The following is a 26,202-nucleotide window of genomic DNA, read 5'->3' on the forward strand; positions in this document are numbered from 1 at the left end:
CGACGTCTGGCTCCTGCCGTGCAGGCGTGCGTTGCTCGCGCTTGAACTGCGGTCTGCGGAACCGTTGGTGGCACCCCAAGCCTGCGGTTTCGGCCCGCCCTTCTTTCCCAGCGGTGCCTGCCCACATCCCACTACGACCAGGAGGTGATCTGCGATGTCGGCAGCGCCGATCTCGGCAAGTCCACCGTTTGTGCTCCTACATGGCGGCCGGCATGGCGGCTGGTGCTGGAAGCATGTGGCCTCCGCGCTGCGGCAGGCGGGCCCCATGGTGTACACGCCCACGCTGACGGGCCTCGGCGAGCGAGCACATCTGCTGAGTCAGGCGATAGGCCTGGACGTCCACGTTCAGGACCTGGTGGCGGTATTCGAGTACGAGGACATCCAGGACGCCGTTCTCGTGGCACACAGCTACGGAGGCATGGTCGCTTCCGGTGCGATGGAACGGATCGCCGACCGGGTGCGGAGAATCGTCTTCCTCGATGCGCACCTTCCCCGAACAGGGGAGTCGCACCACGACATGGTCGGCCCCGCCCGCGCCGCGGGGCACGTCGAGATGGCGGAGAACGGTGGCGAAGGCTGGTACATCCCGCCTTCCGACGCCTCCTGGTACGGGATCACCGACCCGGATGACGCCGCATGGATCAACAGCCGCACCACGTCACAGCCGTTGAAGACCTATCAGGACCCGGTGGGCAGCACGGACCGCGCCTGGAGACACCCCGGCATGTTCATCGAGTGTGTGCCGTCGTCCCTGGAACCGCACGTTCTCGACAGGGCACGCAAGCGCCATGCCGAGGATCCGGAGTTCTCGTATCGCGTTCTCCACGCGGCGCACGACGCCATGGTCACGGCACCCGAAGCAGTGACCGAGCTGCTTCTGGAGGCGGTGGACGGTTGAGCGGACACGCGCCGGCACATCACGCGGCGTCCGTCTCTCTGAGGCGATCCCGGACGAGTTACGTGAACGCGCATCTCGCGAACGGAACGGCGGGAGGCGCGGACGAATTGACGGCGCGCATGTCGTCGGCGGCCACCCCGGCGCAGCACTTGTCCACGCCCGCGGTCGCCAATACGCCCTGCGTCTCTATCTCCGCCGTGCCACTACTTCAAGTCGTAGATGCACCGCTCGACGGGGCTGCGCTGCTTGTACGCCTCCCGGTCGAAGGCGGGTGGCCCGCCGCCCGGTTGCCCCGTCGTCTGACGGTGAGCATGCTAGTGACGTGATCGTCGAGATTACTGCACGAGACCTGTCCGGCCTCGGCTTACCGGTTGTGGCGGCTCCGTCATCGTTCTCTCTTGTTACTCGGTGTTGGAGCGCTCGCAGCTGTGCCTTCGGCGTTCCCGAGCGCTTTCTCCAGTTGCTCGCCCAATGCGAGGAGTAGGTCGTCGGCGCCTTGCCTCCCGATGATCTGCACCCCCGCCGGCATCTGATCTGGGCCGAGCCACACCGGTATGGACAGTGCTGGAAGGGCGAGCACGCTGAAAGGCGCGGTCAGCGCCAGCGCCACGTCCCATACGGAGTTCCGCCCGGCGTCAAACCTGGTGCGCTGGCCCACAAGCGGCGCCGTCACCGGGGAGGTCGCGCAAAGAAGGACATCCGCGTCGCCGAAGATCCGCGCATGATCGGCCCGCAGCGCAGCCATCTGCTCCTGCGCGCGAACGTACTCCCATCCTGCAACCTTCTCGGCGTCACAGAGGCGTTTCAGCACCTCGGGCTGGAACTCAGCCGGCCGGTCGTGAAGGCTTGTGTGGTGGATGGCTGCCGCCTCCGGTCCCTGGATGGCACGGTAGAGCTCGTGCGTCTGTGGCGCCCACCCACCGTCGCTCTCACGTACCTCGTGTCCGAGTTGATCGAGGACGGACACCACACGACGTATCGCCGCACTGACCGCGGGCGCCAGTCGCGACCAGTCGCCCCCGGCAAGTCGACCGACCCTGAGTCGCGGGACCTCACCTCGTAGAGGTGCCTCAGGTCGGGCGCGAACAGCCTCCCAAACGGTCCGGAGACCTCGTACGTCCGTCGCCATGGGGCTGACCGTGTCCAGGCTGGGCGCGAGCGGGAACACGCCTTGCACGCTGATCGCCCCGAAGCTCGGCCGCAAGCCCACCACACCGCAGAACGCGGCCGGTGTTCGCCCGGATCCGCCGGTGTCGGTCCCCAGGGCCGCAGCGACGATCCCGGCGCCGAGGGCCGCTGCCGAACCTGCGCTGGAGCCGCCGGACATCCGCCGGGGGTCGTGCGGGTTCCGGACTGGACCGGTCGCCGTCACGTCACCTGTCGGACCGTAGGCGAACTCGTGAGTCGTCGTCTTGCCAAGCGTCACCGCGCCGGCCCTCCGAAGCAGGGCAACGACCTCCGCATCGTCCGTACACGGCTCGCTTCCAGTCAGCCGCGAGCCACATCGGGTCGGAAGGCCTCGGACATCGATGACGTCCTTCACCGCCACGGCTACCCCTGCCAGCGGACCACCTGTGCCGACGGCAGTCGAGACCTCTGCGGCCGAGGTCGCGAAGTTGTCCAGGGCGGCGAACGCGTTGAGCTCCGTCCCACGCTGCTGCGCCGCGTGGCGCGCCGCCATGACCCGGGCATCTGCCGCGGCGGGCGAGTTGCCGACGAGCCGACGCTCCCCGGTGACCGTGAGCAGGGGGGGTCGGCGAGTCAAGCGGTCGTCACCGGACGGACGTCGAAGCCGAGTCGACCTGGCCGCACGAGCGCCATGGAGATTACACCGACTCCTGTGGCGACGGCCGTTGCTACGAACATCGCACCGTAGCCGTTCGCCGAGACGAGGTAACCGGTGACGGTTGGGGCCGCGACCGCGGCAATGTTGGCGATGAAGTGCGTCAGGCCTCCGAAGGTCCCGACGCGCTCTGGCACCGTGTCGATCAGGACCGTCCAGTACACCGCATTCGGCAATGAGTTGAGGGCATTCCCCACAGCCATGATGAAAAGGACCGCTGCGGCGCTTCCTACCGTGGGGACAAGGCTGAAGCAGATGGTCGTGAGAGCGAGCGAGACCATCGCGAATCCGCTACGCGCGACCCAGAGGCTTCCCGTCCGTCGCCGCAGCCAGTCGCTGATCCGGCCGCCGAGCAGGACGGTCGCGCACGCCCCGATCCAAGGGATCATCCCCAAGTACCACAACGAGTTGAGCGAGAACCCGAACTCCGCCTGCAAGTAGCGCGGCGTCCACGTGAGGATCATGAAGTTGACATACATGAAGGCGAAGTAGCCCAAGGCGTTGAAAACCAGGGTCCGGCTGCGGAAGAACTGCCACCAGCGAAGGTCGCGAGGGAGTTCGTCGACTGTGTGCTCGGAGACGAGGCGCTGTTCCCCGTCACGGATCATTGCGAGCTCAGCTCGGGAGACACGCGCGTTGTCCTCGGGGCGGTTCGTGAACACCGACCGCCACCAGACGATCCAGATCAGACCGAGGAGTCCCAGGGCTACGAACACCCAGCGCCACGAACCCGTGAGCGCGATCAGGCCGACGGCTATCGGAGCGGTCACCAGCGCGCCCAGGGGCGTTCCCAGCAGTCCGACCGCCGACATGAAGCCGCGCTCCTCGACGGTTGCCCAGTTCGCGACCGTACGGTTGACCGTCGCATACGTCGGCCCTTCGGCGAACCCGAAGGCGATACGGAACACCGCGAACCCCACCAGTGCCGAACCCGCGATGGCGAGGCCGACGTCACCCGCGAAGATGACGCACATCACCAGCAGCGACCACGAGACGGACGCCACCGTCCACATCCAACGCGGGCCCTTGCGGTCGGCGAGTATCCCGCCGACGAGTGCGCCGAACATGTACCCGTACCCGAAGTAGCCGAGCACGTTCCCCCACTCGGCGGGGTCGAGGTCGTACTCGCCGATGATGCCGTCCGCCGCGTAGGAGATCGCGCCACGGTCGACATAGTTGACAACAGTGATCACGACGATGCCGGCGAGCACCACCCACCGGAAGCGATCGGTGAACAGCCCACGCCCTGGACGGCTACGGGGCGCAGGGTCGCCCGCGCCCGCCTGGTTGCGCTCAGCTCGTTCGTTCATGTCGAGCGATGCTAAGCACCTCGACCTCATATTGCAATCGTTTGCACGTTCTGGTTTATCCGATCTTGCAAACGATTGCATATACCCTGCGGACGTTTTGACCTGCCAGGAAGCCTTCGGTGCCGCCTGACTCGCCCGGCAGGTCGTCACACCCGGCTGCTGTCGCGGGCAACCGTGGACTCACGCACGACAAGCTCGACGGGCATCACGCGCGAACGCGGGCGGTCGCCGCTCATCAGCGAGACCAGAGCACGCGCAGACTCGGCACCGAGCTCTTTCATCGGGCTGTGAACCGTCGTGAGCGGGACAGGCATCATCCGCGCAAGCGAGATGTCGTTGAACCCCACGACGTAGAAATCGCGTCCGGGTACCAGCCCCTGTCGCACACCTTCTCCGAGGACGCCGATCGCTGCCATGTCATTGACCGCGAACACACCGAACGGCTGCTCGGCGTGTTTGATCAGCTCGGCGGCCGCGTCGCGGCCGTCCTCGGCATAGACGCCGCCTTGGAAAAAGGCCGAGGCATCGAGTGGTCGCCCGGCTTCGTGAAGCTCTGCGGCGAACCCGTCCGCCCGATCCTTGAGGTTCTGCGCGTAGTCCATCCCCGCGTAGAGGGCCAACGTCCCGCCCACGAGATCCAGCAGGTGCCGTGCTGCGAGCCGACCGCCCTCTTCGTCGGCGGCCGCGACTGAACGGTAGCCACGGCGCGGACGGTTGAAGAGGACGCAAGGGATACCGGTTGCACGCACCCGCGCCAAGTACGGTGACCCGATCACCGCGTCGCCGACCAGTACGCCATCGATACCACGCTGCATCGCGGCCTCGAGTTTGGCCACCTGGACCTCAGGGTCGTCGCCGGTCGCGAGCACCACACTCTGATAGCCAGCAGCTTGGAGGGTTTCATCGATGCCCTCGTACATCACAGCGAGAACCTCGTCGCGCAGACGAGGGACGAAAACAGCAACGAGCCGCGACACGTTCGTCCGCAGGGACGCCGCCGACAGGTTCGTGCGGTAGCCGAGCTCGCGGGCGGCCTCCCAGATGCGCAGCGAGCGCGAAGAGGTCGCATTCTGCTCTCCGCGGCGTAGCGTCCGCGACACCGTCGAAGGGTCCACGCCAGCGATGCGTGCCACGTCGACCAGCCTGGGTCGACCACGTGCCTCAGACTGCTTCGGGACGCCACTTCTATCCACGGCGCCATCGTAAGGGGCGGTGTCTCCGCGAAACGGGTCGCCGCGATCTCCTCGGCCACGCCCGCGCCGCCGCGGTTCAGGAGCCTGCGCGACCGAATCCGTGGATCAAGAACCGGAGCGGGACCAGCCGGCTGACCGTGATGCCAGCGTGACCATGCAACTCGCATCCGAACCGTTACTCAGTTGGTTGGGCACCCGCGAATTGCTGTGGGACTTCCGCTTGTCTCAATAGAGTTGACGACATCAGCGAACGTTCCAGATTGCCCTCCACGTGATCGGCGAATGATGTGCGGAAATTCCAAGGCTCTTCGTAGATCGGCCTGGGTCGGCTCGTTCGGCTGATCGAGACTTGGGCGACGAACGTACGGTAGGGGCGGGTGCCGCGTGCGGCAGGATCCGGATCCTGTGCTTGGTGAAGTTGCGGAAACCGTGGGTGAGTCGGCGGGTCTTCCAGATGACGCTGTTGATGGCTACCGTTGTTGAACATGCCTCCGGTGCCCGAAGTAGGCAAGCGTGCACCGGCTCGGGTCGGGCCGATAGCTTGGTGCCCTCAGGGATCGGGCAGGTGTGGAGTGCTTCAAGGACTCTCTCGGCGGTCTTGCTGTCGGCGGCGGGTTGGTGATGATGTAGATCGAGAGGATCTGCCGGTAGACGTGCCAGATGGCCTCGATCCCGTGGTTCGGTCTCCGAGCGGGAGCCACTTGTCCCGCCGCGCGTTGCCCGTCGATGAGCTGGTGCTCGAATCCGGTGAGCAAAGTACGCAGGATCCGGTAGAGCGGACGTACTTGGACCCACGACATTCGAACGAGAATGGGCAATGTGAACACGGCCAAAACGTCGAAAGTCATCACATTGCGGTGAGGTAGTGATGTCCGACCAGCCACGTCGCTTGTCGACCGGTCCGCCGGAGGATCTGCAGGACCTCGCGGCGTACCGCGCGAAGGTCTCCACGCTGTCGTGTCACTCGACGTCCACGCCGGGGACCCCGACAGCTTCCGCGGACGGCTCAGGGCTGGAGTCACCGGCGACATTCATCTGTTCGACATGCATGCCGACGCACACGCGGTCCACCGCACCCCGGTCCTCATCGCCCGGGCACCGCAGCGGTACGTCAAGTTCTCACTCATCGAACAAGGCACCGGCATGATCGTCCAGGACGGTCGCGAGACCGAACCCAGGCCCGGCGACATGGCGCTCTACGACACAGACAAGCCGTATGGAACTACATCCGCGACATATCAGTTGTCTACGACCGCTGGGAGCCAGCCCCTCGGCCTGTGTTGGTCGGAGACGATCGAGTGTGTCGAGCACGGGCTCTACGTGCAGCGCCCGTCGCCAGGGCGTTCAGCGTTCGGAGGCGAGCACGTCGGTCAAGTCGCGGTTGAGTGTTTCGGGTTGGGCTATCGCACTGATCAGGCTGATGAGACACAGCACGGCAAGGAAGAGACCGAATACGAAGGCGCCGTAGGAGGCGGTTATCGCACCGGCGAGGAGCGGGGGCACGGCACCGCCGAGCACCAGCCCGATGTTGTAGGCGAAAGCTGAGGCTGTGTACCGGTACTTGGTGTCGAAGGCCTCGGAGAGCATCACGTTGATCGGGCCGATCTCGGCGCCCGCGATCAGCATCGTTACGCACAGGAGCAACAGGTATGTCCCCGCCGAGGCTGAGGACAGGGCGGGGAAGACGAAGAGGGCCCAGGCGACTGCCGCCGCAGTTGAGGCGAGGAGCACCGGGCGCCGCCCGATCCGGTCGGAGGTGATGGCTCCGATCACGACGCCGAGCGCCCAGCACAGCCCGCCCGCGATGCCGGCAGCGAGAACCGTGTTCCGGCTCAGACCAAGTGATGTTTCACCGACGTTCGCGAAGTAGGTAGCTCCGAGGTAGGTGAAGGCTGCCTGCATGATCGAGATTCCGGCAACGAGCAGCATCTGTCGCGGTTGTCGTCGCCAGGCCTCCAGGAACGGCAGCTTCGAAGAGGCGCCGCGCTTGCTCGGTGAGGCCTCGGCTTGGAAGACGGGGCTTTCATCGATCTTCAGGCGGATGTACAGACCGACGATGATGAGCAAGGCGCTTGCCAGGAACGGGATCCGCCATCCGAAGGAGGCGAACTGCTCGTCGGACATGCCGAGTCCGACGAGCAAGAGCGTGGCGTTCGCGAGGACGATCGAGAAGCCGCCTCCGAGGGAGGTGAACATCGTCCAGAATCCGCGCTTCCTCTGCGGCGCGCTCTCGGTGCTGAACAGCGCCGCGCCGGCCAACTCCCCGCCTGCCGCGAGGCCTTGTACCACCCGCATGACCACGATCAAGATCGGGGCCGCGATCCCGATCTGGCCAGCGGTGGGCATTGCACCCACCAGGACCGTCGCGATCCCCATCATGAGCAGTGTCGTGACCAGGACTCGCTTGCGCCCCAGCCGGTCACCGAAGTGACCGAAGAGCACTGCACCGATCGGGCGCGCCACGAAGGCCACACCCAGGGTGCCGAAGGCGGCAACCGTGCCTGCCGCGGGCCCGAGAGCGGGGAAGAACACTTTGGCGAACACCAGTGAGGCGGTGACCGCGTACAGGGTCAAGTCGTAGAACTCGATCACGGTCCCGGTGAAGCTCGCCAGAGCGATTCGGCGCATCTGCCGATCGCTACGGGCGGAGACTCCCGTCGCCTGTGTGAATTCCTGCCGCGGCCGGTCGGTTGACGACATCGATTTCCTCGATCGGTGAGTTCGTGGTCCGTGCGGATCTCGTCCGGGCGGGCTCAGGTGCGACGAGGCCCGTCCACTGCGAACTGCTTGGCGAACGTCGTTACGTCATCGAGGTTCTCGAGGTCGACCGCGGTGCTGACCCAGGCGTCGGTGTCGACTCCGTCCAGCGCCTCGCGCCACTTGACGGCCAGCTCCGGCCAGGTGGGCTCGCCGCGCCCGCTGTGGCCCCGCGGATGGTCCACGCGCCGAGTTACGGTTCGCCCGTCAGCCGGCCTGATGGTCACGACAGCGCCCCGCCCGTTCGGCTGGTCGTGTTCGAGGCCGGGATCCACGCCCAGAGTGATCCGCTTTCTGAGAGCGGAAAACCGTGGATCCGCCTCGATTTCCGGGAAGGGAGATTTCGACAGGCTGATCCCGCCACGGACCAAGGCGACTCCCAACATGTCCTGCAGGCAGATGTTGTGCATCGTCCGCCCGTCCACGACACGCATCGCGTTTCCCGGCATGCCGACGTGGACCTGTTCGATCGCCTCGGGTGCGATCGCATGCTCGTTGACGAGGAGCGTCGCCGCCTCCACTGCGGCATGGATCGGGTAGCCGGCCCGAAGGAATTTGAAGTTGTGGCCGCTGACGGCGAATTCGGATCCGAGATCCCGGAGCACACGCTCGCGTCCGTCGTCGACGCCCCAGGCGTGGAGGAGACCGTGGCGTTCCCCGATGACGTCGGCCACGCCTTCCAACCCGGCCTCGGCCATCAGCGCTGCTCCGACACCTGCGGAGGCGTACTGGCCGTTACAGAAGGCTTTGCTGATGTGATTGTCCTCCCGGAACAGAGCGCACAGCCCGTTGGCCCTGAACGTGGCAAGTGCCATGGCGTTCGCCAACTGGCGGGAGTCGAGCTCGAGTAGGCGACCGCACGCCACGGCGGCCCCGACGGCGTGGAGGAAGTCCGCGTGCAGGTGGAACTCGTCCTTGAGCCGGAATGTGCCACCGCAAGCGTCGATCAGTCGGGTACCGACGTCGTAGCCGAGCACCACAGCACTGATCAAGTCGCCGCCCGAGCAATGCCGCAGTTGAGCGACGGCGGTCGCAGCATGGACCAGCGTGGCACCCGGATGACCGCCGACCACGTGTGCGCCGTCTATCTCGTCGGCGTGTCCTGCCGTGCCGTTGGCCAACGCCGCCAGCTCTGCCGACGTGCGATGCGCTGTCCGCAGCACCAGGGCGTCAGCGTGTCCAGCCTGACCGGCGACGTAGCGGGCGGCCAGCCTGCCCGCCCGGCAATCTGCCCCGAAGTAGGCACTCGCGAGCTCGTCGAGGATGACAAGCTTCGCTCGCTCTCGAATGGTGTCGGGGAGAGCGTCGACGCTCGTGGATTCGGCGTACTCCACGAGCATGCCGGTCAGTTGGTCCGTTTCTACCACCCGCACTGAGTTCCTCTCCGGTTCAGTTGGCTCCGCGACGTCGCGGGGCATTAGAGCGATGTCGGTAGCCGAAACCACCCTTCGCGACTACGGCGTGGTCGTGGCTGGGCAGCGGGGTCCAACCGGTGTCTTTGAGGTGACCGAGGCTGGCGTAGAAGGCGGGTAGATCGGTGAACCGGCCAGACGGCAGCGGCAGGGCTGAGCCCCCGTTCTCCCAGTTCTCGAGGGTGTCGACGCAATCGCCGGTGATGATGAAGGTGCCCTCGCCGGTTTCCACCCGGACGCCCTGTGAACCGGGGGAGTGGCCCGGGAGGGGAACGACTCCCAGGCCTGGGGCGATCTCGCTGCCACCGTCGAGGGCCCGAATCCGGTCCAGACACCGGGCGAATGGAGGGATGACCCCTGGGTGGATGCCGTAGGCCCCAAGGTGTGCAGGGCACGGGGCAGCGGCGTAGGCGAGCTCGGTGCGCTGGACGAGGATCTCCGCGTTCTCGAACAAGTCGTTGTTCGAGCAGTGATCCCAGTGAAGGTGGGTATTGACGACGAGGTCGACTTCGTCAGGACGCACACCCAGCGGGGGCAGCGCGTTCTCCGGGCGCATCGCCTCGGGCGCCTCGTACCAGAAGGGGATGCTCCTGCGGACGTGCTCCTCGTCGGCCGGGCCGCCGGTGTCCACGACCACCGTTCGCTTGTCGGATCTCAGCAGGAACATCACCAAGGGGATGCTGACGGTCCGTCGGCTGCGATCCTTGAAGTAGATCTCCTCGGCGGGGATGTTCTGAAGCTCGCCGAGCTTCACCGCGTCGATGACCCACTGCGTCGTTGTCATCTGGTGACGGCCTTTCGAGGGAGCGTCGTGCGATCGGATCACAGAGCCGCAATTCGGCTCGGGCTCAGGCGTCGGTGTGGCAGATGCCGCAGTAGGCGATGTCGATCAGGACGTCGCTTGGGCCCAGGTCGCGGCGGTCGAGTGTCGTGGGCTTGAAGGGCTCGCCCGGTCCTGAGACAGATCGGGCGTTCACGGTGATCATCTTGCTCCGCCCGGTCAGCCGATGGACTTGTACTCGAGGAACTCCTCGATGCCGTACCGGCCGAACTCGCGGCCGATTCCGGAGAGTTTGAACCCGCCGTGCGGAGCGCGCTGGTTCACCGGCGAGCCGTTGATCCGGATCCGCCCGGTGCGGAGCTTGCGGGCGAGCGCACGCGCGCGGTCGTCGTCGCCGGCCCAAATCGCCCCGGCGAGGCCGTACTCGGTGTCGTTGGCGATCCGGAACGCGTCGGCTTCGTCCTCGAACGGAATGATGACGACGACGGGACCGAAGATCTCCTCTCGCGCGATGCGCGAGGTGTTGTCACCGCTGAAGACGGTCGGCCGGACGAAGAAGCCCTTGTCGAGCCCGTCCGGCGCCTCGGGGCCACCTGTGAGCAGCCGTACGCCCTCGTCGAGGCCGGCCTGGATGTATTCGCGGATCCGCCGCTGCTGCTGGACGTTCGCGACCGGGCCGAGCGTGGTGGCCGGGTCGTAGGGGTCGCCGAGGACGTAGCTCTCCGCCTTGCTAACCGCGATCTCCTCCGCCTCGGCGAGGCGGGACCGTGGGACGAGGACCCTGGACAGTCCGCCGCACACCTGGCCGGAGTTGCGAAAAGCGTCCTCGATACCGACCTCGATGGCCCGGGCGAGGTCGGCGTCCTCAAGGATGACGTTCGCCGACTTGCCGCCGAGCTCCAGGGCGACCTTCTTGACGTCCTGTGCCGCCAGTTCCATCACCCGCCGGCCTGCGCGGACGGACCCGGTGAGCGAGACCATGTCGACCAGCGGATGGGTGACGATTGCCTCGCCGACGTCCGGACCGGTTCCGGAGACGAGGTTGAAGACCCCGTCCGGCATGCCTGCGTCGGCGATCATCTCGGCGAAGATGAACGAGCTCAGCGGTGCGACCTCGGTGCCCTTGAGGACGACCGTGCAACCGGCGGCCATGGCCGCCCCGGCCTTCATGCAGATCATCCGCATCGGCCCGTTCCACGGAGTGATCGCCCCGACCACTCCGGCGGCTTCACGGGCGACGACGGTTGGGCCGACCTGCTCCGCCCAGGTGATCTCCGGCAGGCTGTCCGCGATGCTGCGCAGGTCCTCCACCGCCGCGGCGCCCTGGGCCCCGGCGGCAGCCGCGTAGGGCTGACCGATCTCGCTGACGACGGCTCGCGTGATTTCGTCAGCGCGCTCCCGGGTCAGCTCGGCGAGCTTGCGCAGGTAGCTCTCGCGCTCGTCGACCGAGGTCTGCGACCACTCCGGGAACGCCGCGGCAGCAGCCTCAGCGGCGAGGTCGACATCGACCGCGCTCCCTGCCGGGATGGTCGCCACCGGCTCCTCGGAGACCGGATTGATCACCTCGATGACGCCGGCGCCTGCAGAGGACACCCACTTGCCGTTGATGAAGATCTGATCGCGCTCGATCACCGAACACACTCCTCGAGCATCCTCGCCGGCGGTCATATTTGGTTCGTATATAAGAACTGACGATCGCTATGATGGCCGAACACTACGGACGGCTCAGCGGCCTGTCAACGGCAGTTCTCCAGGTGAGACAGCGAGGTGGGGGAGTGGATGAAGACTCGCGAGCGCATGGAGTCGGGGAGTCACAGCAGGAGTCGACCCGCTACCGGAACAGGGCGGCGCCGCGCGTCGGTAGCCTTCGGCTGCGAGAGGTACCGACGCGCCTTTGGCGTCGACGGGTCAGGGTTCGTAGAGCGAACACAAGGGTGGAGCGAACTCCGCTACTGCGGCGCCGAGTTGGCTCGCTCAATGCGAGCCGCTCGAACTAGATCGGTTCCCGAGGAGTGTTCTTCTGCCTCGTCCACGAGGCGGCATGCTTGAGCAGCGCCTTGCGGACCTTTTGCTCCCGAGGCTCCACCTCGGCTGTCTGGCCCACCAGGATCGCCGCTGCCACAGCCTCGCCCGTCTGGTTCCGCACCACGCTGGCGAAAGCGATCTGCGCGCCTTGGTGCCGGAAGTTCCGTGCGATGCCCGTCTTCCTGATCTCGGCGAACTCGGCGAGGAATTCCGAGACGGTCTCGCTGTCCTCGGATTGCTGCCGGCGGAGGTAGGCGTCCCGCTCCGCGTCAGGCTTCTCCGACAGCAGTGCCTTCCCGCCGGCCGTCGAGATCAGCTTGCGGCGGATGTTGCTGCGGGCGGCGAATCCGGTCAGGGAGTCCGTCCCTGACTCCCCGATGTAGATGAGGTGATCACCGGCCTCGACGCCGAGGAACACGGTCATCCCGGTGTCCTTGTGCAGTGCGTCGAGGTCCGCCTGACTTACCTGACCGGCTCGGATGTGGCCGCTGGCCAGCGTCAGGCCGTAGATGGCCGGACCGAGGTAGAAGCGTCGGTCGACCTCGTAGAGCCAGCCGTTCGCCTGCAGGCCCCGAATAAAGCCGTGGACCGAGCTCTTCGGCGCGTCGAGCGCACGGGCCAGGTCGGCGAATCCGATCCCGGGGTGGTACACGACCTCTTCGAGGATGCGGGTCACTCGGTCGATGGTGCGATGGCTCTTGGGACCGTCCGGGTCGGCCTGAGCGGAGTCGTCGGTCACATCGTCACTCTAGCTGGTCCCGACCCTTCATTCATCATTACGAACCAACGAAGTGGGGTGGGCGCTTTTCGATGGAGGCCGCAACGCCTTCGGCGAAGTCAGCGGAGTCCAGTAGCGCGGCTTGTGCGTCCGCCTCACGGTCGAGGGCGGCGGAGACCTCGGACACCAGCGCCCGTCGCAGAGTGGCACGGATGGAGGCCACCGAGAGCGGGGCCGATTCCGCGATCTTGGCGGCGAGTTCGACGGCGGCCTCGCGGGGGTCCTCGGCCACAGAGTCGCAGAGGCCGATCGAGGCTGCCTCGTCACCGCTGACCGAGCGGCCGGTGTAGAGCAGCTCCTGGGCGCGTTGGGGGCCGACGGCCCTGGGAAGCGTGACCGAGAGCGCGAAGCCCTGATGGAAGCCGAGCCGGGCGAAGTTGGCCGTGAGCCGGGCTCCGGGGGCGGCGACGCGGAAGTCCGCGGACATGGCCAGGCCGAGTCCGCCGCCGATCGCGCCGCCCTGCACGGCAGCGACGACCGGCTTGCGGCCGGAGAACATTCGGAAGGCCTGCCGGTAGACCCGGCGGATGCCGGCCGCGTCCATTCCACGAAGGTCGGCGCCGGCGCAGAAGTGTTTGCCCTGGGCGCAGAGCACGACGCTGGTGACGTCTGGCTCGTCGTCGAGGGCAAGGAGGGCATCGGCCAGCTCGGTCAGCAGCGCTTCGTCGAAGAAGTTGTTCGGGGGCCTGCGCATCTCCAGGCGTGCGACTCGCTCTCCGGCCGACTCTCGGACGATTTCGCTCATGTGGAGGCTCCTGTCGTGGCGGCGAGATCGGCGCGTGCCTCGGTGGCCAGTTCGTTCTTGTCGATCTTGCCGGAATGTGTCGTCGGGAGCGGCTGGTGTTCGATCCGCCATCGGCTCGGTACTGCGAACGAGGCCAGTCGTGAACGCAGTTCGCGGGTGAGGTCGGCGTCCGTGAGGTCGTTCTCGACGAAGACCACGGCCATGACCTCCTCCCCGAGTTCGGGATGGGGCACGCCGAACACGGCGGATTCGACGACGCCGTCGACACCTGCCAGTGCTTCTTCCACAGCGGCCGGTGCGATGTTCTCGCCGCCCCGGATGATCATGTCCTTGGCTCGGCCGGTGATCCAGAGGTAGCCGTCCTCGTCGATGTGCCCGAGGTCGCCGGTGTGCAGCCAACCGTCCTCGTCGATGGGCGAGTTGTCGTTGCCGAAGTACCCGATCATCTGGGTGGGGCAGCGGATGAGGATCTCGCCGTCCTGATGTTCGCTCGGGTCGAGGACGCTCAACTCGACGCAGGGCAGCGGGCGCCCGCAGGCGCCGGGCCGCTCGGTCGTGTCCTTGCCTGACGCCGCGGTGGCCTGGCCGCCGTTCTCGGTCAGCCCGTAGCCGGTGGCCACCCGCGGGTCGACTCCCGGCAGCCCGGCGTGCAGTTGGGCGAGGAAGTCCGAGTGCACGGGCGCGCCGCCCACGGTGATCGATCGGATCGACGTCAGGTCCCGCCGATGGATGTCCGGGTGCTCAAGCACGCGGGAGACCATCGTCGGCACCGCGCTCCACCGGACGATCCGCCACTTCTCGATCAGCTGCAGAGCCTCGGCAGGGTCGAACTTCCCGGCCGGCATGACCAGCGTGTCGCCGACCGTGATCGCGCGGATGAGCGTCTGGATCCCGCCGATGTGGAACATCGGACCGGTGTGCAGACCTGCGTCTCCGGTGGACTCGTCGACCTGCTGGGGCAGCCGCCGGGTGATGTGCAGCAACATGTGCAGCCCGGCGAGCAGCGATCGGTGCGAGAGCACTACGGCCTTCGGCTTGCCGGAAGTGCCCGACGTGAACACGAAGGCAGCGGGCTCGTCCTCGTGGTGCGCCTCCGCACGGGGTGCCACGGAGGGCGACTCACCGGCCTCGGGGATCTCGCACGCCCAGGTGCCGACGGGGGCGTCGTCGGGCAGCGACCGGACAGCGCGCGTGTCGGCCAGCACCAGGGCCGGGTCCAGCAGCGTGAGGCTGTCGGCGAGCTCTGTGGGCCCCCACCACGCGTTCCCGAGGACGGGGACCGCCCCGATCGTCACGCCCGCCCAGAAATTGATGATCCACTCCGGGCTGTTGAAACCCATCAGCAGCATCCGGTCACCCGGGCGAAGTCCTTCGTCGACGAGCCGAGCGGCCTTCGCCTCGACGGCACGTCGCAGGCCGGCGAACGTCACCACGCGCTCGCCCTGGACGATGTGCGGGCGTTCGCCCCACCGGTCGGCGAAGGCGAGGAGGGCACCGATGTCGCGGGGACGCTCGGTGTAGGTGCGGAACGGGATACCCCGGACCACCTCAGTCCCGATCTCCTTGCCCCACGCCAGCGGCAGAGGGCGAGGCTGGTGCAGTGTCACGGCGTCTCCTCTGTGCGCCGCGGCAGGACGACCGTCGCGGTGCCCGGCATGCAGTTCTTCTCGCGCTGGTTGTAGGCCCAGGTCTCCAGGTGCAGCACGGCGTCGCCGTCCGCATCGATCTCCTTGTCGACGACCTTGCCGCCGAGCCGGACGACATCGGACAGGTAGACGTGCGCCCGGTACTGGCCGTGGATCGCCTTCACCGATCCGGCGTCGCCGATCCAGTGAGTCAGTGAGTGAATCTGCCAGCAGGTGCGCTGGATACCGACGTCGTAGGCGATCTGCGCGCCCTGCAGCCTGGCGGCGTAGTCGTTGTAGTGCACCGAGTACACCGGCTCCAGGGCGTGGGTGCTGGGATCGCGGAATGCCCACTTCGGGTGCTTCCGGTAGCGGCGCAGGGCCACGCCGTGCGCGGACAGGCGCGGGATCGGGGCCGCGCCGGAGGCGACGTAGGCGATCTCGTCGGTGAGCCCGATCGGACCCTTGGTGATGGTGTCGATCTCGTCGCCGATCTTCACGTCTTCCCAGTATCGCGGCTCGGCTCCACGCGGAGTCTCGGCGAGGATGTCCTCCTCCACCTTCGCGAGCTCCTCGTCCGTCCAGGGGTGCGGGAGTTCGATCGCCCGCGAGCTGCGCCGCTTCTGCATCTCTCCGCGCTCGAAGCGCATCCGGGAGCAGATGAAACGTGCTACCAGCTGCCCGTCCTGGTTCCAGTACTCCTGACGCAGGTAGTCCTTGATGCGGCGGCCGCCGAAAGAGCTGTCGATCGGGTCGTCGAAGCCGTCGAACCAGACGCGTGCCGTGATCTTGTCGCCGACCCGGATCGGGGCGTGGAAGGTCACGTCGGTCTCGGCATGGAATCCGCCGAGACCGCGCCACCCCACCTGGACCGAGCCCAGGCAGGCGAAGATGAAGCTGGGCGGCGCGATGATCTGACCGAACGGACCTGCGGACGCGTACTCCTCGTCCGTCCAGAGTGGGTTGTCGTCGCCGATGCCCTCAGCGAATCGCAGGATGGCCAGTCGCGTGGCGTACTCGTTGTTCACGCACGCGTCTGTCCGGAGCTCGGTCCCGATCAGGTTCCGCATGCTCGTCAGCATCTCTTCGGTGAACTTGCCGGTGGCCAGTTCCTTACCGATCCCCGCGCCCTGCGGGGTCTCCGTCGTCGTCATGGCACTTCCTTCGATGATCGTCGTGCAGTTCGAGTCCGCGACTACCAGGCGCCGTTGAGCAGGTCCCGTACGTCCTGCGCCTCGGGCGGGCGTGGTCCGGCAGTGATGGCCCAGTCGTCCATGGCGTGGGAGGCCGCCTCGGCGAGCGCCGTCTCCTCCACGCCGATGTCCTGCAGGTGACGAGGTGCCTCGAAGACCTCCAGCAGGCGCTCGACCTCTGCGATGACCCCGTCCGCGCTGCGGTCGTCGAGCCCCAGGTAGTCCGCGATGCCGGCGAGACGGTCCGGGACGACACCGGCGTTGAAGCGCATGGCGTGCGGCAGCAGCAGGGCTTCCACAACTCCGTTGGGGGCCGACGACCTCGGTCCGACGGCGTGCGAGAGGGCCTGCGCCAGACCGCCGCCGCTGTGATCGCTCCCTTGGCCACTCATGATTGCCGCGAGCATCAGCTGCAGCCGCGGAGTCGCGGCGTCCGGCTCCTTCGCGACACGGGGAAGCCAGGTCACGACGGTCCGCAGCGCGTGCGCCAACAGCGCGTCGGCGAGCGGGTCGACCCGCTGGGACTGCAGGCCTTCCACTGCCATCGAGAAGATGTTCAGGGCGGCCGACCAGCTGAGCCGAGGGGGTGCGGTGAGCGCCATGACGGGATCGAGTACGACTCCCTGGGCGCGGGCCTTCGGGTCGTAGAGGGCGAGTCGTTCCTCGGTCTCGGGATCCCTGACGGCGGCGCCCGCCTTCGCGTAGGCCGTCGTCGGCGAGCTCGGCACCACCCACTGCGGCAGTTTCGGCGCCGTCAGCTTCGGGCTCTCAAGCCTCCCGTCCGCTCCCCGGCGGGTGCACAACTCACGCACGTCCTTGCCCTCGCCGAGCAGGATCGTGGCCGCTCGCGCTGTGACCACCGACGACCCGCCGCCAACGGCGATCACCGCGTCCGCGTCGTGGTCCGCCAAGAACGTCCGGGCCTTTTCGACCGACGGGAGGGGGCTCTGCTCTTCCACACCGTCGAACTGGCCCACGAGCCGGTCGCCGAGCGTCTCGTGAAGCCTGTCCATCGCCTCACGATGCTCGGCGACGGCCGGGATGCAGACGATCACGGCCCGGGCTGCCCCGATCCGAGCCAGTTCCCGCGGCAACGCGTCGAGTGCGCCCTCACCACAGAAGGTCCGGAAGGCTGGGCTCAGGTGCCGGATTCTCAGATCGGGTTCCACGCTCATGTGCAGTCGCTCCTTCGAGGTGTTCGCGCCGCTGCCCTCGGCCGGGCGGCACCCGGCCGACGTACTGGCGATCAGACAGGTCCAGCGGCCGTGCCTGGCAGGTCCAGCTCCACGACCGCGCGGCCGCGGACACGGCCGTGGTGGAGGTCGTCGACGGCGGAGTTGAGCTGGTCCAGCGAGTACCGGTCCGTCACCAGCGCACTCGGGTCGAACTTGCCGTCCCTGACCCAGTCGACGAAAGTCGTGAAGTCACGCTGCGGATCGCAGCTTCCGCCGACACACCCGACCAGCCGCTTCTCGCCGTTGAGCAGGTCCATGGCGTCGAGCTGGAAGGGCACTCGCGGAATGCCGACCAGCACGTCCGCACCGCCGCGGATCCCTGACCCGCGGATCCCGGGACGCACAGCGGCCAGGCTGACCGGGATGTTCTCACCCAGGCCGGTGCAGTCGAAGGCGAAGTCGACGCCGTGGGTCCCATCCGCATGCGGCGTCAACGCACGGATGGCCTCGACGGGGTCGCCGGCCCGCACGTCGACCACCTCGGTGGCACCGAACTGCTTTGCCAACTCCAGCTTGTCGGCGTCGATATCGACCGCGATGACCGGCGAGGCTCCGAGGATCGACGCGCCCGCGAGGGCACATAGACCCACGCCGCCGGCGCCCCAGACCGCGACGCTCTGCCCGGCCCGGACCTCGGCGGTGTTCATGACGGCGCCGGCCCCGGTCATTAGCGCGCATCCGATGATCGAGCCAAGGGCTGGGGGAATGCCCTGCGGGGCTTTGACAATCCACTGCTCGTCGACGACGGCGTGCGTGCCCCACGTGAAAGTGTTGTGCGTGCTTGCCTCGTCCCCGCCGGGAAAGACGATCCGCGAGGGCACAGGCGGGCGGCCGGCGAGCGGGGTGCGGGGGATCCACGTCGTCAGCACCTCATCACCCGGGCTGACGTAGGTGACCTCCGCCCCCACCTCGACCACCGTCCCGATGGACTCGTGTCCGAGCAGCATGGAGGCGGTCCGGCTCGGATTGAAGATCCGGTCCAGCTGGCTGTGGCAGACGCCCAACGCCCGTTGCCGGACGACGACCTCATGCGTGTCGGGAGTGCCGAGCGTGACCTCGCGCAGCTCAAGCTTCTCCTGGCCGGCCGGCAGAACGGCAATGCGCGCGTCAACGGTCATGGTGTGCTTGCTCCTTGTCAGGTGTTCCGCCTCGGAGCGCCGGAGGGGCGCTCAGATGACCCCTGCGTCGCGCAGCTTCGCGATGTCGTTTGCGGACATCCCGAGTTCGTCGCTCAGTACGGAGTCGGTGTGCTCTCCCAGCCCGCCGGAGCGGCTCGGCTCGACCATCGGTGAGTCCGACAGGAAGAGCGGGCTGCCCAGGGTCATGAACGTGCCTTGCTCGTCGGTGACGTTGCGCAGTACCCCGCGGGCGCGGACGTGGGGGTCTTCGAGCAGTTCGGGCAGGGTGACCACTGGGGCGCACGGGATCTTCAGATCCTTGAGCTTGTAGGCCAAGTCGTCCTTGGGCTGGGTGCTCGTCCAGCGGCCGACAATCGCGTCGACCTCGTCCATGTGGTCGCAGCGGCCGCTCATGGTGGCGAACCTTTGGTCGTCGGCGGCCGGGTCGCCCATCAGCTCACAAAGCCGCTGCCAGTGCCCGTCGGTCGGACACAGCACCGTGACCCAGCCGTCGGCGGCGGGATAGGCGTTGTAGGGCGCGACCGACATCCCGCCGTGCCGGTTGCCCGTTCGCTCATGGCTGGCGGTGCCCGGGCTGAGCAGGCCGGCGATGTTCGAGGTCAGGGAGGGCAGGATGGCGTCCTGCAGTGAGATTTCGACGTGTTGGCCGCAGCCGGTGTGGGTGCGCTGGAACAGCGCGGCCAGTACCCCGGCGATCATGTGCGTGCCCGCCATGAAGTCGACCACGGAGGGGCCGGTGCGGACGGGGGTGCCGTCTTCGAATCCGGTGGTGCTCATGATCGCTGTGCGGGCCTGGATGGTGAGGTCCATGGCGGATTCGCCGGCGTAGGGGCCGAAGGAGCCGAAGCCGCTGCCCGACGCCATGATCAGACCGGGGTTGATCTCGCTGAGCTCGTCGTAGCCGAGCCCGAAGCGGTCCATCGCTCCGGGGGAGAGGTTCTGCACGAGCACGTCGGCGTTGCGGACGAGGTCGCGCAGTACTTCCTGCCCGGCGGGGTTGGCCAGGTCGAGGCGGATGTTGCGCTTGCCGGAGTTGAGGAAGCGGAACTGGATGGGGTAGCCGTCCTCATCGACGGTGGGCAGCCGCCGGTACGGATCGCCCTGGGGTGCCTCGATCTTGATGACGTCCGCGCCCAGGCGGGCCATCAGCATCGTGCAGTACGGGCCGAAGTAGAACTGTCCGAGACAGATCACCTTCACGCCCTCGAGCGCGGTCATTCAGGCCCACCGTCACTTCCGTTGTCGTCGTTGCGAGCGGCCTCACCAAGCGCGTGCGGGAGAGCGCATCGCTCGCTCAGCGAAGGTCGAGGAGTGCAGGCCGCGATCCGGGTGTGGTGAGCGTGCTGCACATCCAGAGCTCTCTGATGAGCGACGGTCGCCACAGCTCGCCCAGTGACACTGCGCTCAACTCCGGTCGCCCCATCGCCGGTCAGCGGCGCCCGTTCGCCGGTGACGAGCGCGTCACGTCGGTGAATCACGTCAGCCTCCTGGGCCACAAGGCACCACCGATGAGATCGAGGCTCACTCCGCAACGAGTGCCCCATTGATGTGGTTCGTTAATGCGAACTCGTGTCCGTAATTACATCCTGAGGCTACGGTCGGGTCATCCCCGATGTCAACGGAGGTGCGAGCTGTGCGCGGCGTTGACAGGCGAATATCGACGCCATACTGTGCATTCGCTTATACGGTCGTGAGTTCGTAAATACGACTCGCTCTGTCCTGGTAACACGGACGACACCGCCGTTGTCCGTCCACCGGCGAAAGGACAAGGTATGAAGGTGGGCTTCATCGGGCTCGGTGGCATGGGCTCGGGTATGGCGCACAATCTGCTGCGAACCGGCCATGACCTCGTGGTGCACGACCTCAATCGCGCAAGCGGCGCGTCATTCGAAGAGGCCGGAGCAACCTGGGCGGACTCTGTCGCTGACCTCGCACGCTCGGCGGAGGTCGTCTTCACCTCGCTGCCCGGCCCGGTGGAGATGCGAGAGGTCGGTCTCGGCGAGGCTGGGCTGTTGAGTGCGCTGCAACCCGGCAGTGTCTGGTTCGACCTGACCACGAACTCCCCGACCCTCGTTCGCGAGGTGCACGGCACCTGTCGCGAGCAGGGGGTCGAGCTGTTCGACGCTCCTGTGAGTGGAGGGCCCAAGGGTGCCCGCTCAGGCAAGCTCGCCATCTATGTCGGTGGCGATCGGGAAGCCTTCGACCGGAACCGGGCGGTACTCGACGCCATCGGAGACCAGATCCTTTACGTCGGTGAGATCGGCGCAGGCAACACCGCGAAGCTCGTCCACAACTGCGCCAGCATGATGATCCGTTCGGCGATCTCCGAAGTCTTCACCATGGGCGTCAAGGCCGGGGTGGAACCCGCTGCGCTGTGGCACGCCATGCGGCAGGGCGCGATCGGCCGGGCCCGGACCTTCGACCGGGTCGGCGACCGGTACCTGCAGGAGGCCTTCGACCCACCGTCCTTCGCACTTGTCCTCGCGAACAAGGATCTTCGGCTCGCCCTTGAGCTTGCTGAGCAGCTTGAGGTCCCCATGCGCGCGGGCCGGCTGGTGCAGGAGGACTTTCAGGAAGCTCTCGACCGCGGCTGGGGCGACCGGGACTCCCAAACCCCGCTGCTGCTCCAGAACGAGCGGGCAGGCGTGACGATCAAGCTCACCGCCGACGAGGTCCAGGCAGTGCTCGACCGGGACTGACCCGGACACATTCATGCGAGACCCAGGAGACGACGTGGACAGCACCGACACCAAGACCACCGGCCGCCGCATCATGAACGAACTCATGGGTGACGGCTACGTAGAGAAGAAGGACCAGGACCGCAACGTCTTCAACGACGCCATTCAGGAGTACGCCGAGGAGGTCTGCTTCGGGCGGGTCTGGTCTCGGGACGGCATCGACCGCAAGACCCGCAGCATCATCAACATCGCGATGCTGACCGCCCTCAACCGGCCTGCCCAACTGGCGCACCACGTCGAGGGAGCGATCCGGAACGGCTGCACGGTCGCCGAGATCAAGGAGATCTTGCTGCAAGCCGCGGTCTACTGCGGGCTCCCCGCTGCCGGCGAGGCCTTCAAGATCGCCGAGGGCGTCCTGCGGGACGGCGGGCAACTGGACTGAGTATCCGTCCGGCACCAACGACCTGAACCGACCGACCCAGTTGGCGCCCGCTGGAAGGCGGGCGTCCCGTCTGACGCGGACACGGGGGGCTGCGTCTCCATCAGGGAGATGTCATGACGCACTCATCAGAGGAAGCCCCGGCCTCCTCCACCCAGCCACCATCCGACGGCGGGACACCCCAGGGCATGAAGCGCGTCGCGACGGCGAGTTTCATCGGCACCGTCATCGAGTTCTACGACTACAACATCTACGGCGTCGCTGCCGCTCTGGTGTTTCCGAGCGTCTTCTTCCCCGCCCTCGGACCGGTCGCCGGCACTGTGGCCTCGTTCGCGACCCTCGGAGTGGCGTTCGTCGCCCGGCCGTTCGGCAGTATCCTCTTCGGCCACTTCGGCGACCGCCTGGGTCGCAAGAAGACGCTGATCGCGACCATGCTCCTGATGGGTGTCTCGACCCTGCTGGTGGGCTTGATGCCCACCGCGGGGACGATCGGCGTCGCCGCACCGATCCTCATCGTCGTGCTGCGCATCCTTCAGGGTCTCGCCGCTGGAGGCGAGTGGGGCGGCGCGGTGCTGTTCGCCTCGGAGAACGCACCGAAAACCAAGCGTGGCTTCTGGTCGATGTTCCCCTCTTTCGGCGGGGGCGGCGCCATCATCCTGGCCAACGCCACCTTCTTCGCCACTGCTGTCGGCATGAGCGACAAGACCTTCGTCGACTGGGGCTGGCGAGTCCCCTTCCTGGCCAGCATCCTGCTCATTGCCGTGGGCCTGTGGGTGCGCCTGAGCCTGGACGAGACGCCGGTGTTCAAGAAGCAGGTCGAGCTCACCGGGATCGCACGTGCCCCGTTCCTCGACGCCTTCAAGACTCAGCCGACGCAGATCCTGCTCGCCACCGGTACCGCGACCATGACGCTGTCGCTGACCTACGTGGGCGGCACCTACCTGATCAACTACGGGACCACGGTGCTTGAGTTGCCCAGGCCCAACGTTCTGGGCGTCGCGATCCTGGGTGGGGTGGCGATCTCGGTCGCCATCGTGCTCGGCGCGGCACTCAGTGACCGGATCGGCCGTCGGCGGATGATTACGACCGCCGCCTGTCTGGCAGTTGTCTGGACGCTCGCGCTGTTCCCGATCCTCGACACCCGCTCGCTGTCCGCCTTCGCCATCGGCGTCCCGGTCACCATGTTCATCTCGGGTCTCGCGACCGGGCCGCTCGGTGCGTTCCTGTCCGAGCTCTTCCACACGCGCTACCGCTACACCGCAACCGGGCTGAGCTACAGCCTCGCCGGAATGCTGGGCGGCGCTGTCCCACCGCTCATCGCCGGTCCCATCATCGACGCCTGGGGCGGTTTCACCTTTGGCGTCATCCTCGCGTGCGTCGCCCTGATGAGCCTGATCTGCATCTTCATCATCGGTGAGACGAAGCACCTGGAGCTCGAGCGGGACGACGCGACCGAGCCGGCCGAGCGGGACGACGCAGCCGAGACGGTTATCGCCTAGCGGTAGCTCAGCTCAGTGCAGCCGGGGCTGCTGGAAGTCCCTGACCCCAACGTGCTGACGGTGCCGCTGCGTTGTCTTGCGGGCAGGAGGTGCGCAGCCGGCCGAGGCCGGCTGCGCACCTGCGTGCGCCCCATAGGTCGTAGTCCAGTCCTTCTTCTCGCGCCCCCGCCCGGCTTGCCGTCAGGTGTCGACGCCAACAGTGCCATTCGATCAGGGTGCGGGAGTTGAAAGGAGCGGCAGTTCAACGCCACGCCAACGCTGATACTGCTTTCGACACGGCGAGAGCATCTGGAACGCCGCCGCAGGTTCGCGGGCTGGGCCGACATCCCGTTGTCCGATGCCGGATACAAGGAAGCCGCCGCAAGCGGCAGACTGCTCGCCGACGCGGGCCTCGTGCCGGGCGTCGTCCACACCTCCCTGCCGCGCCGTGCGATCTCGACCGCCGACATCGCCCTCGACGTCGCCGACCGACACTGGATCCCCGTCCGTCGCACCTGGCGCCTCAACGAACGGCAGTACGGGGCGCTCGACGGTCGAAGACGCGAGGACGTACAGGCTCAGTTCGGCGAAGAGGCGCTCATGGCCTGGCGGCGCTCGTACAACGTCGCTCCGCCTCCGGCCGATCATCGCGCTCGCGCCAATCGAAGGCGCGACGAGCGCTATCGAGCCGTCTTGGATGATGCTTCGCCCCGCGGCACGGCTGGGCGGCAACGCCGCCCAGCCGGGAGTCTTCGATCGGCAAAGGGCATCTCAGGCGGACATGTCTGCGGGGTACCGCAGCAGCGCGTTGCCCTTGCGGGACATCAAGCCAGCTGCGAGACCACAGACTTGGTCTCGAGGTAGTTCTCCAATGCCTCGGGACCGCTCTCGCGGCCCCAGCCCGACTGACGGTAGCCGCCGGCCGGCATGTGAACCCCACCTGCACGGTGGACGTTGATCCCGACCCGTCCTGCGCGAAGTCGCCGGGCGACCGAGTGGGCCAGTGCGCCGTCCTGGGTCCAGACACTCGAGGCCAGGCCGTACGAGCTGTCGTTCGCCAGCGTGACTGCCTCGTCGGGGTCGGAGAACGGCATCACACCCAGCACCGGCCCGAAGATCTCCTCCCGCATGACCGTCATGGACTGGTCGACATCCACGAAGACGGTGGGCTCGAAGAAGTAGCCCTCGTCCCCGACCCGGCCTCCTCCACTGACGACGTGAGCGCCGTCCTTCACGCCGCTGTCGACGTATCCGACGACCCGGTCGAGTTGCTTCTGCGAGATCAGCGGACCTAGGTCTGCATTCGGATCCGAGCCGGGGCCGATCCGCATCGAGCGACCCGCCTGAGCGACGCCGCGAACGACTTCGTCGAAGACCGATTCGTGGACGAAGAGCCGCGTTCCGGCGGCGCACACCTGACCGGTGTTCCAGAAGACCGCTGACGCGGCGCCCGGTATGGCGGCGCTCAGATCGGCATCCTCGAACACGATGACCGGGGACTTGCCACCGAGTTCGAGCGACAGCTTCTTCATGTTGCCGGTGGCCGCCTGGACTATGAGCCTGCCGACCTCGGTCGATCCAGTGAACGACACCGTATCGACGTCGGCGTGCGCCGCGAGGGCGGCGCCGGCGTGCTCACCGACACCGGTGACGACGTTCACCACGCCTGCGGGCACGCCCGCGTCGAGCAGGATCCGCCCGAGCCACAGCGAGGTCAGCGGCGTCTCCTCCGCCGGCTTGAGCACACACGAGCAGCCTGCGGCGAGCGCGGGCGCAAGCTTCTTGGCCGCCATGCTGAGCGGCGCGTTCCACGGGGTGATGAGGCCTGCTACGCCTATCGGTTCGCGCAGCGTGTAGCCCTGGATCCGGCGGTCGCCCGGACCGAGGTCCACCGTGCGACCGTGGATCTTGTCGGCCCACCCGGCGTAGTAGCGGAACTGCGCACTGGCCTCGAGCACCATGCTCTTGGCCTGGGCGACCGGCAGACCCAGGTTGAGGCTTTCCAGCTGTGCCAAGCCGTCCAGCTGCTCGCGCATGAGCGCGGCGACGCGCCAGAGTACTTCGCCGCGCTCAGGACTTGAGAGCCGGCGCCATCGTTCTTCCTGGAACGCGCGCCGGGCCGCCGCGACTGCCTGATCCACAGCCGGGGCACCGCCGTCAGCGGCAGTCGCCAGGCGGTGGCCCGTGCTGGGGTTGAACACCGGAGTCGTGGAGGCCGACGCGCTCGTCCACTCCCCATCGATGAGCATGGCGACGGGGTCGTCCCCGAGCGGGAGCAGTCGGGGCCAGTCAGTTGTCGGTACGGACATCTCTGTCGCCAACCTTCCGAAGTCCTAGCGGCCAGAACCCGAGGGCCCACGCCTGTGATCGTTTTCCCAGGCGTGACGGGACCCGCGAGTCGGCGCGAAGGCACAGTCCAACAGCGCTGTGCTGCTGAGCCCGTGCATCACCACCAGCAACCGGCCACCGGCAGGCTCTGCGGGTCGCTCGAGTGAGACCCGGATCTACCGCAGGAAGCGAGTGGCGGCAGGTTGGCAGAGGTTCGCCGGCACCGGCAGAGCATCACGCGAATCTCCGTAGCCGACGTGGGCCCTTCACCCATCGAGTGGTTCTGAAATCAGAACGATAGATCGTTATTACGAATCCTTGCATTCGCGTCGACGCAGTGTCAAC

At 67.1% G+C, this 26,202-nt stretch carries 21 protein-coding genes and 2 pseudogenes; 6 read left to right on the forward strand and 17 right to left on the reverse strand.

Features of this window, described 5'->3' with window-relative positions:
* Positions 1-154: 154 nt before the first annotated feature.
* A complete protein-coding gene (locus ACSMXX_RS28605; protein WP_473181552.1) occupies positions 155-898 on the forward strand; it encodes an alpha/beta fold hydrolase in 744 nt (247 codons plus the stop codon).
* Between the two features lie 206 nt (positions 899-1,104).
* Here ACSMXX_RS28605 and ACSMXX_RS28610 read toward each other — a convergent pair.
* The 4 genes and pseudogenes from ACSMXX_RS28610 to ACSMXX_RS28625 all read right to left on the reverse strand — a co-directional run.
* Positions 1,105-1,206, reverse strand: a pseudogene (locus ACSMXX_RS28610) (IS5/IS1182 family transposase); the annotation flags it as partial.
* A 77-nt stretch (positions 1,207-1,283) separates the two neighbouring features.
* Positions 1,284-2,579, reverse strand: a complete 1,296-nt coding sequence (locus ACSMXX_RS28615; RefSeq protein ID WP_473181553.1) for an amidase — start codon at positions 2,577-2,579, stop codon at positions 1,284-1,286.
* Positions 2,580-2,659: 80 nt separating this feature from the next.
* On the reverse strand, positions 2,660-4,051 hold the full coding sequence (locus tag ACSMXX_RS28620; RefSeq protein WP_473181554.1) for an MFS transporter: 1,392 nt from the start codon (positions 4,049-4,051) through the stop codon (positions 2,660-2,662).
* 146 nt (positions 4,052-4,197) lie between these two features.
* Positions 4,198-5,184 (reverse strand): LacI family DNA-binding transcriptional regulator, encoded by a 987-nt coding sequence (locus ACSMXX_RS28625; protein ID WP_473181555.1) that lies wholly within the window; start codon positions 5,182-5,184, stop codon positions 4,198-4,200.
* Between the two features lie 1,017 nt (positions 5,185-6,201).
* Between ACSMXX_RS28625 and ACSMXX_RS28630 the strand changes: the two are divergent.
* Positions 6,202-6,450, forward strand: a pseudogene (locus ACSMXX_RS28630) (AraC-like ligand-binding domain-containing protein); the annotation flags it as partial.
* Positions 6,451-6,588: 138 nt separating this feature from the next.
* Here the strand turns inward: ACSMXX_RS28630 and ACSMXX_RS28635 are convergent.
* The 12 genes from ACSMXX_RS28635 to ACSMXX_RS28690 form a co-directional block, all read right to left on the reverse strand.
* Positions 6,589-7,872 carry an MFS transporter gene (locus ACSMXX_RS28635; RefSeq protein WP_473181556.1) on the reverse strand — a complete coding sequence of 428 codons (1,284 nt, stop codon included), beginning with the start codon at positions 7,870-7,872 and terminating at the stop codon, positions 6,589-6,591.
* A 125-nt stretch (positions 7,873-7,997) separates the two neighbouring features.
* The gene (locus tag ACSMXX_RS28640; RefSeq protein WP_473181557.1) at positions 7,998-9,368 is read right to left on the reverse strand and encodes an MmgE/PrpD family protein; all 1,371 of its coding nucleotides are present in this window, start codon (positions 9,366-9,368) and stop codon (positions 7,998-8,000) included.
* A gap of 22 nt (positions 9,369-9,390) precedes the next feature.
* Positions 9,391-10,197, reverse strand: a complete 807-nt coding sequence (locus ACSMXX_RS28645) for an N-acyl homoserine lactonase family protein (protein WP_473181558.1) — start codon at positions 10,195-10,197, stop codon at positions 9,391-9,393.
* A gap of 64 nt (positions 10,198-10,261) precedes the next feature.
* Positions 10,262-10,390 (reverse strand): hypothetical protein, encoded by a 129-nt coding sequence (locus tag ACSMXX_RS28650; protein ID WP_473181559.1) that lies wholly within the window; start codon positions 10,388-10,390, stop codon positions 10,262-10,264.
* Between the two features lie 23 nt (positions 10,391-10,413).
* Positions 10,414-11,826 (reverse strand): aldehyde dehydrogenase family protein, encoded by a 1,413-nt coding sequence (locus tag ACSMXX_RS28655; protein WP_473181560.1) that lies wholly within the window; start codon positions 11,824-11,826, stop codon positions 10,414-10,416.
* Positions 11,827-12,187: 361 nt separating this feature from the next.
* Positions 12,188-12,958: an IclR family transcriptional regulator gene (locus ACSMXX_RS28660; protein ID WP_473181561.1), complete on the reverse strand. Its 771-nt coding sequence runs from the start codon at positions 12,956-12,958 to the stop codon at positions 12,188-12,190.
* A 37-nt stretch (positions 12,959-12,995) separates the two neighbouring features.
* Positions 12,996-13,742, reverse strand: a complete 747-nt coding sequence (locus ACSMXX_RS28665; RefSeq protein WP_473181562.1) for an enoyl-CoA hydratase/isomerase family protein — start codon at positions 13,740-13,742, stop codon at positions 12,996-12,998.
* Positions 13,739-15,349, reverse strand: coding sequence for a class I adenylate-forming enzyme family protein (locus ACSMXX_RS28670; RefSeq protein WP_473181563.1), 1,611 nt, complete (start codon positions 15,347-15,349; stop codon positions 13,739-13,741). Before ACSMXX_RS28670 ends, ACSMXX_RS28665 begins: the two co-directional genes overlap by 4 nt.
* Positions 15,346-16,521, reverse strand: a complete 1,176-nt coding sequence (locus tag ACSMXX_RS28675) for an FAS1-like dehydratase domain-containing protein (RefSeq protein WP_473181564.1) — start codon at positions 16,519-16,521, stop codon at positions 15,346-15,348. The genes ACSMXX_RS28670 and ACSMXX_RS28675 overlap by 4 nt, the downstream gene beginning before the upstream one ends.
* 41 nt (positions 16,522-16,562) lie before the next feature.
* Complete coding sequence (locus tag ACSMXX_RS28680) at positions 16,563-17,735, reverse strand: iron-containing alcohol dehydrogenase family protein (protein WP_473181565.1); 1,173 nt, start codon at positions 17,733-17,735, stop codon at positions 16,563-16,565.
* A 71-nt stretch (positions 17,736-17,806) separates the two neighbouring features.
* Positions 17,807-18,913, reverse strand: coding sequence for a zinc-binding dehydrogenase (locus tag ACSMXX_RS28685; protein WP_473181566.1), 1,107 nt, complete (start codon positions 18,911-18,913; stop codon positions 17,807-17,809).
* Positions 18,914-18,964: 51 nt separating this feature from the next.
* On the reverse strand, positions 18,965-20,152 hold the full coding sequence (locus tag ACSMXX_RS28690) for a CaiB/BaiF CoA transferase family protein (protein WP_473181567.1): 1,188 nt from the start codon (positions 20,150-20,152) through the stop codon (positions 18,965-18,967).
* Between the two features lie 554 nt (positions 20,153-20,706).
* Between ACSMXX_RS28690 and ACSMXX_RS28695 the strand changes: the two genes are divergently transcribed.
* The 4 genes from ACSMXX_RS28695 to ACSMXX_RS28710 all read left to right on the forward strand — a co-directional run bounded on the left by ACSMXX_RS28695 (position 20,707) and on the right by ACSMXX_RS28710 (position 24,393).
* Positions 20,707-21,633, forward strand: coding sequence for an NAD(P)-dependent oxidoreductase (locus ACSMXX_RS28695; RefSeq protein ID WP_473181568.1), 927 nt, complete (start codon positions 20,707-20,709; stop codon positions 21,631-21,633).
* 34 nt (positions 21,634-21,667) lie between these two features.
* The gene (locus ACSMXX_RS28700; protein WP_473181569.1) at positions 21,668-22,054 is read left to right on the forward strand and encodes a carboxymuconolactone decarboxylase family protein; all 387 of its coding nucleotides are present in this window, start codon (positions 21,668-21,670) and stop codon (positions 22,052-22,054) included.
* Positions 22,055-22,167: 113 nt separating this feature from the next.
* Positions 22,168-23,550 (forward strand): MFS transporter, encoded by a 1,383-nt coding sequence (locus tag ACSMXX_RS28705; RefSeq protein ID WP_473181570.1) that lies wholly within the window; start codon positions 22,168-22,170, stop codon positions 23,548-23,550.
* A 264-nt stretch (positions 23,551-23,814) separates the two neighbouring features.
* Complete coding sequence (locus tag ACSMXX_RS28710; protein WP_473185019.1) at positions 23,815-24,393, forward strand: 2,3-bisphosphoglycerate-dependent phosphoglycerate mutase; 579 nt, start codon at positions 23,815-23,817, stop codon at positions 24,391-24,393.
* On the opposite strand, the gene ACSMXX_RS28715 is transcribed toward ACSMXX_RS28710, so the two are convergent.
* Positions 24,354-25,838 (reverse strand): aldehyde dehydrogenase family protein, encoded by a 1,485-nt coding sequence (locus ACSMXX_RS28715; RefSeq protein ID WP_473181571.1) that lies wholly within the window; start codon positions 25,836-25,838, stop codon positions 24,354-24,356. The genes ACSMXX_RS28710 and ACSMXX_RS28715 overlap by 40 nt on opposite strands.
* Positions 25,839-26,202: the final 364 nt, after the last annotated feature.

Source organism: Streptomyces sp. DSM 116795 (assembly GCF_055792905.1).